Source organism: Kurthia gibsonii (genome assembly GCF_006539985.1).
In the GTDB taxonomy this organism is placed as follows: domain Bacteria; phylum Bacillota; class Bacilli; order Bacillales_A; family Planococcaceae; genus Kurthia; species Kurthia gibsonii.
This window is the reverse complement of the sequence record NZ_BJOB01000002.1, coordinates 75,035-87,122: the sequence shown is the minus strand read 5'-3', so window position 1 is coordinate 87,122 and position 12,088 is coordinate 75,035. Positions and strand designations below refer to the sequence as shown.

The following is a 12,088-nucleotide window of genomic DNA, read 5'->3' as shown; positions in this document are numbered from 1 at the left end:
TGTTTAATACTTGTTATTTTTTTGCGTCACTTTCAATTGTACCATTTGCAGATTGAATAATCGCTTTACCACGAATTTTCATCGCAGATGTGTGTTCGGTAAATTGCGCAATCATAACTTCGCCTTGATCTAATTTTTCAGAATGATGGAATTTTGTGTCATCGCCTCGTGTAAGGCCTATTACGTGTACACCATCTTCTTTTGCTTTAATTACAATAAAATCATTTTGAGACATAAGACAGCTCTCCTATCATTCGAATTTTCTCATTCTATCATACCACAAAAGCCTATTAAAATTAAGGCATTTGAATGAACGAGAGAATTTCATTTCTTTTTACAGAATCTTCCTCGAAGACACCTTTAGCAACAGATGTAATCGTTTTAGCGCCTGGCTTCTTAATGCCACGCATCGTCATACACATATGCTCCGCTTCTACGACTACATATACACCTTGTGGAGATAGCATATCCATAAGTGTTTGTGCGACTGTATCTGTAATACGTTCTTGTAGTTGTGGACGACGTGCGACTGTTTCAACTGTACGCGCTAATTTACTTAATCCAGCTACAACACCGTCTTTTGGTATGTATGCTACATGTGCTTTACCATAGAACGGTACAAGATGATGTTCACACATTGAAAAGAATGGAATATCTTTTACAAGTACTACTTCATCATGTCCTTCATGAAATACCGTTTCAAAATACTCTTTTGGATCTTTATGTAAACCTTCAAACATTTCTGCATACATTTTAGCTACACGTTTTGGTGTATCAATTAATCCTTCGCGTGACGGATCTTCTCCTACGGCTTCTAAAATCATTTTTACAGCTGTTTGAATTTTATTTATGTCAACTTGTGAACTGATTTCCTTTGTCAAAATTACTCCCCCATTATCACTTAATCAATCTGCCTGTTAAATTCTCTTTTTGATGTTAGCATATACGACCATGCAAGGCAAAGGGCTAAGACTTATTATTTCTGTGAAAATATGCAATTTTTTCGATTTACATAAAAGAGCATACAAAAAGAGTAGCTAATCAAAAGATTAACTACTCTTATGTACCACATTCGATTCGATTATTTAATCGCGTCTTTAAGTGCTTTACCTGGTTTGAAAGCAGGTACTTTACTTGCATCGATTTGGATTTCTTCACCTGTTTGAGGGTTACGTCCTTTACGAGCAGCACGTTCACGAACTTCGAAGTTACCGAAACCGATTAACTGTACTTTATCACCTTTAGCTAGAGCCTCTTGGATTGTTTCAAATACAGATTCAACTGCTTTCGCAGCATCCTTCTTAGAAAGTTCTGCAGCTTCTGCTACTGAGTTTACTAATTCTGTTTTGTTCACACCATTCACCTCCTCTCAAAGACTTTTGTTTTAAATCATGTAAAAGAGTATCATAAACACGATTTACTTCGCAATAATATTTATACTTCTTTTACCAACTTTAATCAACTGTAAACTATTTAGTTACTTCATGCCAATTCAAAGTAAATATAAATTTCAAATAACCAGAAAATAACTTCTCATAACATTCATTGAAACAAAAATAACTTTATTTTACAAACCACATCATTTTTCAGAAAAAAATTAAAGTTTTAATAAATCGGTTTTTTATTCAAATATATGAATAAAAATGATTTTATTTTTTTCTAAAACATTGCTACACCAACATTTACCACATATTACCGTTCTACACCTTATAGATTACCGTTCTTTAGAACTTTTAAACACATTTACTTTATTTTTTTATTTCTATTTGAAAACATTGATTTTATAAGGGTTTAAAGCGCAAAAAATACCTTTTCATACCATTTTAACTTGTATATTTTTATTTCTTTTATAGAAATGTATATATATTAGAAAAGATTATTTTTTCTTAAATAAAACAAAGTGAATTTCTCAAAAAAATCATTCTTTCTCTTAATCACTTTCATACACTCGAATATGCGTTTTAAATACATATATTTCTTTTTATTTTTTGTAAGTAAATAGACTTTTTATCTCAAAAAAAGAGTTATCTTTTAAAGGTTTTTCACTTCTTTTTATTTTCTAAGTATATATTTTCTCTTGAGATAACCATAAAAAATACCTCTTTTTTTAAAATTATATATTTTCTACAGCTTATTTCCTTTGTAATATTGCTATTTTTTTCGTTAAAATTTTTTTCTGAAATGATAAATTTTTATATCATTTGCATAAAAGTACCTAAGATATTTGAATACAAATATCTTAGGTACTTTTTAAAAAGGAATCTAAAATCTAAAAAAACACATAACATTACATATAACTTGTAACATTATGTGTTAATTTGTAAATTACTATATAATAGTAGAAACTTTTTTTAGTATTGTCCGTCCATTTCTGACTTTTTCATACGCAACATAAGTTTCTCAACCATCTCTTTTGCAGATTGATCTTCAAATAATACTGCGTATAAGGCTTGAACAATCGGCATTGAAACTTCGTATTTATCAGCAAGTTGGTGCGCTGCTTTTGTTGTACGAACGCCTTCTACAACCATACCCATTTGCTCTAATACCTCTTCTAATTTCAAACCTTTACCTAATAAATTACCTGCCCGCCAGTTACGGGAATGAACAGATGTACACGTTACAATTAAGTCACCCATACCCGCTAAGCCCATGAATGTCATTGGATTTGCGCCCATTTTAATACCTAAACGTGAAATTTCAGCTAAACCACGTGTAATAAGCGCTGCTTTTGCATTGTCACCAAAGCCAATACCATCTGAAACACCTGCCGCAAGAGCAATAACATTCTTTAATGCGCCACCTAGTTCTACACCAACAACATCTTCATTCGTGTAAACACGGAAATAATGATTCATAAATAAATCTTGTACAACGACAGCTGATTCCAGGTTTTCACAAGAAGATGCAACTGTTGTTGGATGTTTTTTAACAACTTCTTCCGCATGACTTGGTCCAGATAAGACCACAATATCTTTTACAACTTCTTCTGCTAATTCTTCTTTCATAATTTCGGAAATACGAATTAATGAATCTGGTTCAATTCCTTTTGAAACATGTACAAAAATAATTTGGCGGTTTAACGTCTTCATAATTTTTTGGCACGTTTCACGAATTCCCTTAGTAGGCACAGCCATCACAAGAACTTCAGCATGTTCCACTGCAGATGCTACATCTGAAGTTGCACAAAGATTTTGCGGTAGTACTATTCCTGGCAAATACTTTTCATTTGTATGTTGCTGTTGAATTTCTTGTGCTTGGTCCTCTCGATGAGACCATAGTAATGTATCATGTCCATTTTCGGCAAGAACAGTCGCTAATGCTGTTCCCCATGAGCCAGCTCCAAATACTGTAACTTTACTCATCTGTCCATTTCCTCCTCTAATCGCGCGCTCTAGTAATAATTCGAATTGGTGTACCTTCAAATTCAAACGTATCACGAATACGATTCTCTAAGAAACGTTCGTATGTGAAATGCATTAACTCTGGATCATTTACGAACACAACGAATGTCGGTGGCTTAATTGCCACTTGTGTTGCATAGTAAATACGTAGACGACGACCTTTATCTGTTGGTGCAGGATTACGCGCAACTGCATCCGAAATAACTTCATTTAAGATACTTGATTGAATACGCATTGCGTGATTCTCACTTACACGATTAATAACTGGTAATAAATTGTGTACACGCTTACCTGTTTTAGCAGATGTGAAAACGATTGGTGCATAATCTAAGAATTGGAATTGTTCACGAATTTCTTTTGTTTTTTCGTTCATTGTTTTTTCGTCTTTATCAACAGCATCCCATTTATTCATAACAATGATAACTGCTTTACCTGCTTGATGCGCATAACCAGCAATCTTCTTGTCTTGTTCTTGGATACCTTCTTCACCGTTTAAAACGACTAAAACAACGTCGGAACGTTCGATTGCACGTAATGCACGCAATACACTGTACTTTTCTGTGCTCTCGTATACCTTACCTTTCTTACGCATACCTGCAGTATCAATGATGACATACTCTTGACCGTCGTATTCGTATTCTGAGTCAATTGCGTCACGTGTTGTGCCTGCAACATCACTTACGATAACACGATCATCACCTAAGAATGCGTTTACTAAAGATGATTTCCCTACATTTGGACGACCGATTAAAGAGAATTTAATGACATTTTCGTCATACTCTACTTCATCTTGTTCTGGGAAATGTTTTGCTGCTTCATCTAATAAATCACCCAACCCTAAACCGTGTGAACCAGAAATTGGGAATGGATCACCAAATCCTAATGAATAGAAATCATAAATCATATCTCTCATATCAGGGTTATCAATTTTATTAACAGCTAAGACAACTGGTTTTTTTGTTTTATATAAAATTTTCGCTACTTGCTCATCTGCTAATGTTACACCTTCACGACCATTCGTCATAAAGATAATCACATCTGCTTCATCCATGGCAATTTCAGCTTGTTCACGGATTTGATCTAAGAATGGTTCATCACCAATATCAATACCGCCTGTATCAATAATATTAAATTCATGTGTTAACCAATCCGCTGAACTATAAATACGGTCACGTGTTACGCCCGCAACATCCTCAACGATTGATATACGCTCGCCTACAATTCGGTTAAAGATTGTCGATTTTCCGACATTAGGACGGCCGACGATTGCTATAACTGGTTTCGTCATTTTGTTTCATCCTTCCACTTTCAAAATTACTTATTATACAATAAAAAAGATGATGGGGGTTCCATCACCTAACCACTCATTGTTTACAGTGCTTCTATTTTATCAAAAATAAAGCACTATGAAAAGGAAAACCGTATATAAAGGAACTTTCTGCTTTTTCATATCTCATTACATAACAAAAAGAAGCGTGCATAACATGTCTTTATAGGATGCTATACACGCTCTATTATTAGTCTTTTTTATTGAAGTCTTTTAATTTGTCACCTAGTAAATCCCCGAATGAGAAGCCAGTTTCTTGTTCAGGTAGTTCATACTCAACTACTTCTTCAACTACTGTATCATCTTCGAGTAACGCTTTAATGCTTAATGCGATGCGTTTTTCGTTCTCATTCACTTCAAGTACCTTCACTTGCACATCTTGACCTTCTTTTAAAGCCTCATGTGGTGTGTTGATATGCTTATGAGAAATTTGTGAGATATGCACAAGCCCTTCGATGCCAGGTGAAATTTCAACAAATGCACCGAATGTGACAAGTCGGCGTACAACACCATCAAGAACGGCATCTTTTTGTACTTTTTCTTGAATATTTTCCCATGGTCCTGGTAGTGTATCTTTAATTGATAATGAGATGCGTCCTTCGTCTGGGTCAACAGCTAAGATTTTCACTTTTACTTTTTGACCTTCTTCTAGTACATCTTCCACATTTTCAATATGTTCATGTGATAGTTGTGAGATGTGTACAAGACCATCTACGCCACCTAAATCAACAAACGCACCAAATGTTGCAAGACGTTGCACAATACCATCTACGACATCGCCAGCTTGTAAATTTTGAATAATTTCGCCTTTTTGTTCTTCTTTTTGTTCTTGAACAACTGCGCGGTGTGATAAGATTAAACGATTTTTTTCTCGGTCCATTTCAACAATCTTGAATGAAATCATTTTTCCTTTGTAATCTTCAAATGATTCAACAAAGTGATCTTCTACTAAAGAAGCCGGCACAAAACCGCGAACGCCTAAATCAACAACTAGGCCACCTTTAACAACATCTTTGACTTCTGCTTCAAGAATTTCTCCCGCTTCAAATTGCTTTTCAAGTTTTTCCCACGCATGTTCTGCGTCCACTTTTCTTTTTGATAAAACATAGTTACCTGTTTTTTCATCTGCATCTGTTGCTGGGTCTTCCACTTTTGTAACTACAGCTTCAAATTCATCACCTACTGATACAGCATCTGATGCCTTTTCCACATGTAAACTGGATAACTCGCTAATAGGGATAATACCATCGTACTTTGCATTTGGAATCGAAACAATGACACGATTATCTTCAACCGTTTCAACCTTTACCTTTACAACCGTACCTTCTTGAATTTCTGGTAATTCATTCACATTCATCTCTTCAGACATATGTAATCCTCCTTCGCCTCAGTTACCTTTATTTTAGTAGATTTCTAACAGAAAGACAAAAATTACCCTTTATTTTTTATTATCTGGGTGATATTCATCTAACAATTTTTGAATACTCGCCATAATTACTTCAGTTACTTCCTCAGGTTTTGCCTTATTTTCACGATAAGGTGTCATATCGATTGGTTGACCATAAACTACCGTTACTTTACGGAACATCTTATAGGGTCCAATAACTGCACATGGCATGACGACTGCATCACCACCACGTAGTGCAAAAAAGCCTGCACCTGAGAAACCTTTTCCTAATTGTCCTGTGCGGTTTCGCGTTCCTTCTGGGAATAAACCGACAACTTGCCCCTCTTTTAATAAAGAGATTGCTGTTCGTAATGCTTGACGGTCACTTAAACCACGTTTTACAGGGAAAGCGTGTACCTTTGGTAATATACCCTTAAGGATTGGTAGCTTAAACAATTCTTCTTTCGCCATAAAATTAACTGGTCGAGGAGCTGTTATACCAACAACTGGCGGGTCTAATTCGTCAATGTGATTTGAACAAAGTAGGACACCACCCTCTTTAGGGAAATTTTCTTGCCCGATAATTTGAATACGGTAGAGTGGTTTTAGTGCTGCATAAACAACTGATCGTGCAAAATGGTAAAAGTCCATCTTATGCCATCCTTTCACTCGCTAATTTTAAAATTGCATTTGCCGCTTCATCAATTGATAATTCCGTCGTATCTAAATAAATAGCATCTTCTGCTTGTACAAGCGGAGAAGCTTCTCGTTCACTATCCATCTTGTCACGAAGTGCGATTTCTTCTTTTAATTCTTCAAATGACGAGTCAATACCACGTTGTTTATTATCTTCATAACGTCGACGTGCACGTTCTTCTACTGTTGCAGACATGAATACTTTTAACTCTGCATTTGGTAATACAGCTGTTCCAATATCACGACCGTCCATAATGACGCCGCCTTTTTCAGCCATCTCATATTGACGTTCAACCATAATTTCACGCATTGTGCCATGAGCTGCAACAGTTGAAACTTGACTTGTTACTTCATTTGAACGAATTTCACTTGATACGTTTTGTCCATCTAAAAATACAAGTTGGCCATTTGGAGACGGTTGTAGTTCGATTACTGTTTGTTTTAGTAATGTTGTTACTGCTTCTTCACTTGATAAATCAATTTGATGTTGTAATGCTTTATATGTTAAAGCACGATACATCGCACCTGTATCAATATACGTATAACCTAATTTTTCAGCCGCAATTTTTGCGATTGTACTTTTACCAGCTCCAGCTGGTCCATCGATTGCAATTTGAATTTTCTTTGTCACTTTGTTCAACCCTTTCTTTCGTAACATTGTACCATAAAAAATACGTAACTGTACTACTTGAGAACACGAAAAAATGACACTTCGACACGGTGAATTTGTCCATGAAATGCCATTTTTAAAATTAAATTTTTGTTTCTTTTTTTCGAATTAACAACTGACGTTCAAAACAAAAACGTAAGATATGTTGCTTGTCAATTTCGTCTGTATTCATAAATTTAAGCGGTACAATAATAATACCTTCTTGATCAATGACACGAATTACTTCAGCTGAAGTCTGTACGTATTTTACACCATCTTCTCGATTTTCAAAAGGCAGTGCAATCGTAAGTTCAACTTGTTCCAATGGCTTAAATTGATCTGCTTGCGAAGCAATAATCGCTAATCCCCCCGCACTAATATCTTCTGATACATATTGGCTATAATGGTCATTACGATAGATTGCAACATCAACTGGTGTCTCCACACGTACATATTCTCGTCTCTGTACTTTTTCAAATTCTTCATCTGGTGGGACAGTAAGCTTTAACGTTGGAATGTTCCCCTTTTCGCGTCCCATAATTGTTGTTTTAAAACTGAACCCAATTTTCGCTTCATCAATATAAGATGCACGAAAACGAGTTCCTTCCATTAAAAAAGCTGTACGATGCGTCAGCGTACTAACAGGATAATCAATAAATAAGATATCTCCTTGTTGATCAACTACTTTGCATTTAAACTTTTCATCTGTTTCTTCATCATAAGGCGCTAACAGTAAGTTTGTACCTAATTTGATCTCCATACTTTTCACCCATATCCGTTTAATTATATGTATATACTGGTATTATAACACAACTTTTTCCACGATTCTTTCAAAAAAACCTTTCGATTTACACATATTAGAATACAGATACACAACCTTTGAACTAATTTGCTTTTTGAATCATGAGTTGGACGAGTGCTTTATGTGCTTGTTTTACTTTTCGTAAACTAAACCACCATAAAAAGAGCATGAATGGAACCATATAATATACCCAGTGATTTTGAGAAATGAAAATCGCATTGTATAAAATATGTAAGGTCATCGGTGCAGATAAGGAAAGTGCCCTGTAACGTAAACTCCCTTGAGAAGGTTGGAATTTCGCTTTACCGAGATAATAACCCATCACAACACCAAATAAAGCATGACTTGAAACAGGTAAAATTGCGCGTAAAAACGCTGTATCCATGCCATAAGACATTAAATAAATCACATTTTCAACCGTTGCAAAACCTAAAGATACAGCTGCCCCGTACAATACGCCATCATAGGGGTCGTCAAATTCAACATGATGATAAATAACTAAAATAAGAAAAATCCATTTAAAAAATTCTTCAATAACACCTGTAAAAAAGACATCTTGCACAATTATATGTTGAAAAACTTGTTCTTCTTTAAATACATACTGTAAAAACATGATTGGAAATGTTAAAATTACGCCATAGATAAATGACTGTAGCAATGTTTTTCTAGGTTCTGTTGCCATTTGATTGCGTAAATAAAAAAAGCTAAATAAAGCAAGTCCTGGTGCGATCGCAACAGATAATAAGATGAACATAATTAAGCTCCTCTCACCTTTATTACTGCTTATTATAGCATTAGCAAACGCGATATTAATAGGAGGTATTCATATTGAAAAAACAAATTTTATTGATTCATACAGGTGGTACAATTTCGATGCACGTTGAAGAAAATGGTGCGGTTGTCCCTGATGAAGTCAACCCTTTAACAAAAGAGAGTGAAAAATTAGAACAGTTTGCACATATTACAGAGATTGATGCCTTCAATCTTCCTTCTCCACATATGACACCTGAGCACATGTTGACACTACGTAAAATAATTGAAAAGCAACTAAAAAAAGTAGCTTATGATGGTATTGTCATTACACATGGCACTGATACATTAGAAGAAACAGCTTATTTCTTAGATTTAACTATTCATACAGACATCCCCATTATTTTAACAGGCGCCATGCGTTCATCTAACGAAATTGGTTCAGATGGTATTTATAATTTAGTTGCAGCGATTCGTGTTGCTAGTGAAGAAAAAGCACATGGATTAGGTGTTTTAGTTGTTATGAATGATGAAATTCATGCTGCAGCAAATGTTACAAAAACATCGACAAGTAATGTTGCTACTTTCCAATCACCTCAATATGGACCAATTGGTCTGATTACAAATAAAAACATTCATTTTCATCATTCACCTGTTCTTCGCGAATTTGCAGAAGTACATGATTTTAAAAAACGTGTTGCATTACTCAAAACTTATGCAGGAATGGAAGCAGATATCGTTGAAGCCATTCGATTAGCTAAATACGATGGCTTAGTTATCGAAGGTTTTGGGCAAGGAAATGTTCCGCCTTCAATTGTACCAAGTGTTCAAAAACTATTAGATGACGGTATTCCTGTTGTCATTGTGTCACGTTGCTTTAATGGAATTGCCCAAGGTGTTTATGGTTATGTAGGCGGTGGGAAGATGCTTGAGGATTTAGGCGCTATCTATACAAATGGGATCAACGGACAAAAAGCGCGTTTAAAATTATTGGTCGCATTAAATGAACAAAACCCTAAAATTTCAATTGCTGAGTTTTTCTATCGAAACTAGTAAAATATGAAAAGAAGGAACAGCTAGTTAAGCGTTCCCTCTTTTTTAGGATTTTACTTTTTTTGTTCAATACATTTGGCAATTTGCTCTCCATGGAATCGTCCATTTTCAATAAAGATTTCATTCGCATTATTTCCAGCAGCAATAACACCTGCAATGAAAAGTCCCGGTATATTCGTTTCCATCGTTTCAGCATCAAAAACAGGTCGACCTGTCGCTACATCTTGTTCAACACCCATCTCTTTAATGAAACGATGGTCCGGATGATATCCAGTCATAGCGAAAACAAAATCATTTTCAATTGTTTTTTCTACACCTTCTTCAACAAGAACGACTTCATGCGGACGAATTTCTGTTACAACTGTATTAAAATGCATAATAATTTCGCCTGTACGTACGAGTGCATCAAAGTCAGGTAACACCCACGGTTTAATACTTGGCGAATAAACACTGCCACGATAAGCAACTGTTACACGCGCACCTGCTTTATGAAGTGCAAGCGCTGCATCAATCGCAGAGTTTTTACCGCCAATAATTAATACATCGGTATCAAAATAGGGATGCCCTTCTTTAAAGTAATGCATCACTTTCGGCAATTCTTCACCAGGGATATTCATATAGTTTGGATGGTCATAGTACCCTGTCGCGATGACTACATATGGTGTGCGGTACACTTCTTTTGATGTCTCGACAATAAACTCCTCGCCGTCTTTTTCTACATGACGTACTTCTTCAAAGCGATGAATATCTAAATTTTTCATTTTAACCACTTCACGATAGTAGACAAGTGCTTCATTTCTTTTAGGTTTTTGTGCTTCTACGATAAAAGGAACGTCGCCAATGGCTAACTTTTCACTTGAACTAAAAAATGTTTGGTGGGTGGGATAATTATAAATTGAATTCACAATATTACCCTTTTCAATTACAATCGGCTTCAAACCAATATTTTGCAAAGCAATTGCTGCTGATAATCCACAAGGACCTCCCCCAACAATAATAGCTTCTTCTCGACGCATATCTGTCACTCCTTTTATTTCTAAAAAACTCTTCTATCCTATTATACGCTTCTCTTTTTTAAAAAACAGTATTTGAATTATGTGTACGCTTCTCTTTTCCACCAAAATAAAAGAAGAATCATTTTACAAAACGATTCCTCTCCATATTATGTGATACCTATGACTTTTGAAATATAAGAACGATTATTTTTATTGTGTTTTAATTAAAGCTACTTTTGTCCCTGCTGGCACGCGATCCGCCGTAATTCCATTTAGTTGTTTAATTTGATTTACATACGCTTCACTACCATAGTATTTAATTGAAATACTTTGAATCGTGTCGCCTTCTACAGCATTGTGTAAATATCCGCCTTGAATTGCTGCCGTATAAGCAGAAGAAGGTTTTACAGTTTCAACCGGTTGTTTCTTTTCCTCTTCTTCTTTTTTCTTCTCAGCAGCTCGTTTTTCTTGCTCTGCTTTTTCTTGTTCAGCCTTTTGTTTCGCCGCTTTTTCTTTTGCTGCTTTTTCTTTTGCTGCCTTTTCCTCTGCTAGCTTTTGTTGTTCTTTTTCTTTTGCTGCTTGCTTTTCTTCTTTTGTTACATCATCAGCTTTAGCTGTTGAATCTTTTGTTTGTGTTTCTTTTTTCTGTTTTTCTTTTGTGTCTTTTTCGTCATTTTGATTTGTTTCAATCTCTACATGTTCAGTACCTGCTGCTTTCGGAGCTTCTTTAGTAGGTGTATCCGATTTAATAACGAATGTATAAATTAAAATAGCGGCTGGAATCATAACAAAGACAACTGCTAACACTGTCAAAAGAGAATTATTCTTATTTTTTTTCGGTGGTTTTCCACCACCCTTTGCTTCTCTTTGCTGCTTACGCGACATACGTGTAGGCTTCTCACTTGTCCCATTACCTTCTACTTGGATGGATTGGCGATGCGCCTCTACGCGCTCTTTATAATCATTTTGAGACATGTGTATCCCCCTTTTTCTATATAATCATAATACTATTATGACTAAAATTT

Annotated in this window: 13 protein-coding genes; 1 reads left to right on the top strand and 12 read right to left on the bottom strand. The window is 35.3% G+C overall.

The annotated features are described in order from the left end of the window. Positions 1-13: 13 nt before the first annotated feature. The 10 genes from mtrB to prsW all read right to left on the bottom strand — a co-directional run bounded on the left by mtrB (position 14) and on the right by prsW (position 9,019). Positions 14-235 carry a trp RNA-binding attenuation protein MtrB gene (gene mtrB, locus KGI01_RS01115; protein WP_141272575.1) on the bottom strand — a complete coding sequence of 74 codons (222 nt, stop codon included), beginning with the start codon at positions 233-235 and terminating at the stop codon, positions 14-16. A 61-nt stretch (positions 236-296) separates the two neighbouring features. Continuing rightward, positions 297-881 (bottom strand): GTP cyclohydrolase I FolE, encoded by a 585-nt coding sequence (gene folE, locus KGI01_RS01110; protein WP_255314695.1) that lies wholly within the window; start codon positions 879-881, stop codon positions 297-299. A gap of 200 nt (positions 882-1,081) precedes the next feature. After that, entirely contained in the window at positions 1,082-1,354 is a 273-nt protein-coding gene (locus tag KGI01_RS01105) for a non-specific DNA-binding protein Hbs (RefSeq protein WP_068454434.1), read from the bottom strand. Positions 1,355-2,351: 997 nt separating this feature from the next. After that, entirely contained in the window at positions 2,352-3,365 is a 1,014-nt protein-coding gene (locus KGI01_RS01100; RefSeq protein WP_141272571.1) for an NAD(P)H-dependent glycerol-3-phosphate dehydrogenase, read from the bottom strand. 16 nt (positions 3,366-3,381) lie between these two features. Further along, positions 3,382-4,692, bottom strand: coding sequence for a ribosome biogenesis GTPase Der (der, locus tag KGI01_RS01095; RefSeq protein WP_068454440.1), 1,311 nt, complete (start codon positions 4,690-4,692; stop codon positions 3,382-3,384). A 229-nt stretch (positions 4,693-4,921) separates the two neighbouring features. Then, the gene (gene rpsA, locus KGI01_RS01090) at positions 4,922-6,100 is read right to left on the bottom strand and encodes a 30S ribosomal protein S1 (protein ID WP_141272569.1); all 1,179 of its coding nucleotides are present in this window, start codon (positions 6,098-6,100) and stop codon (positions 4,922-4,924) included. 69 nt (positions 6,101-6,169) lie between these two features. Then, positions 6,170-6,769, bottom strand: coding sequence for a lysophospholipid acyltransferase family protein (locus KGI01_RS01085; RefSeq protein WP_141272567.1), 600 nt, complete (start codon positions 6,767-6,769; stop codon positions 6,170-6,172). Between the two features lies 1 nt (position 6,770). Further along, positions 6,771-7,445, bottom strand: coding sequence for a (d)CMP kinase (cmk, locus tag KGI01_RS01080; RefSeq protein WP_174795781.1), 675 nt, complete (start codon positions 7,443-7,445; stop codon positions 6,771-6,773). Between the two features lie 121 nt (positions 7,446-7,566). Beyond that, positions 7,567-8,223: a flagellar brake protein gene (locus KGI01_RS01075; RefSeq protein ID WP_141272563.1), complete on the bottom strand. Its 657-nt coding sequence runs from the start codon at positions 8,221-8,223 to the stop codon at positions 7,567-7,569. A gap of 124 nt (positions 8,224-8,347) precedes the next feature. Beyond that, positions 8,348-9,019 carry a glutamic-type intramembrane protease PrsW gene (prsW, locus tag KGI01_RS01070; protein WP_141272561.1) on the bottom strand — a complete coding sequence of 224 codons (672 nt, stop codon included), beginning with the start codon at positions 9,017-9,019 and terminating at the stop codon, positions 8,348-8,350. 74 nt (positions 9,020-9,093) lie between these two features. Here prsW and KGI01_RS01065 point away from each other — a divergent pair, with 74 nt between their 5' ends. Continuing rightward, the gene (locus tag KGI01_RS01065; RefSeq protein ID WP_141272559.1) at positions 9,094-10,068 is read left to right on the top strand and encodes an asparaginase; all 975 of its coding nucleotides are present in this window, start codon (positions 9,094-9,096) and stop codon (positions 10,066-10,068) included. A 53-nt stretch (positions 10,069-10,121) separates the two neighbouring features. Here KGI01_RS01065 and KGI01_RS01060 read toward each other — a convergent pair whose 3' ends face one another. Both KGI01_RS01060 and KGI01_RS01055 read right to left on the bottom strand, forming a co-directional pair. Next, complete coding sequence (locus KGI01_RS01060; RefSeq protein ID WP_141272557.1) at positions 10,122-11,084, bottom strand: YpdA family putative bacillithiol disulfide reductase; 963 nt, start codon at positions 11,082-11,084, stop codon at positions 10,122-10,124. 189 nt (positions 11,085-11,273) lie between these two features. Further along, positions 11,274-12,038 carry a LysM peptidoglycan-binding domain-containing protein gene (locus tag KGI01_RS01055; protein WP_141272555.1) on the bottom strand — a complete coding sequence of 255 codons (765 nt, stop codon included), beginning with the start codon at positions 12,036-12,038 and terminating at the stop codon, positions 11,274-11,276. Positions 12,039-12,088 lie beyond the last annotated feature (50 nt).

Coding starts and splice junctions, on each gene's coding strand:
- mtrB (WP_141272575.1), bottom strand. CDS start 235: ATGTCTCAAAATGATTTTATTGTAATTAAAGCAAAAGAAGATGGTGTA.
- der (WP_068454440.1), bottom strand. CDS start 4,692: ATGACGAAACCAGTTATAGCAATCGTCGGCCGTCCTAATGTCGGAAAA.
- KGI01_RS01100 (WP_141272571.1), bottom strand. CDS start 3,365: ATGAGTAAAGTTACAGTATTTGGAGCTGGCTCATGGGGAACAGCATTA.
- KGI01_RS01085 (WP_141272567.1), bottom strand. CDS start 6,769: ATGGACTTTTACCATTTTGCACGATCAGTTGTTTATGCAGCACTAAAA.
- KGI01_RS01075 (WP_141272563.1), bottom strand. CDS start 8,223: ATGGAGATCAAATTAGGTACAAACTTACTGTTAGCGCCTTATGATGAA.
- KGI01_RS01060 (WP_141272557.1), bottom strand. CDS start 11,084: ATGCGTCGAGAAGAAGCTATTATTGTTGGGGGAGGTCCTTGTGGATTA.
- prsW (WP_141272561.1), bottom strand. CDS start 9,019: ATGTTCATCTTATTATCTGTTGCGATCGCACCAGGACTTGCTTTATTT.
- KGI01_RS01055 (WP_141272555.1), bottom strand. CDS start 12,038: ATGTCTCAAAATGATTATAAAGAGCGCGTAGAGGCGCATCGCCAATCC.
- rpsA (WP_141272569.1), bottom strand. CDS start 6,100: ATGTCTGAAGAGATGAATGTGAATGAATTACCAGAAATTCAAGAAGGT.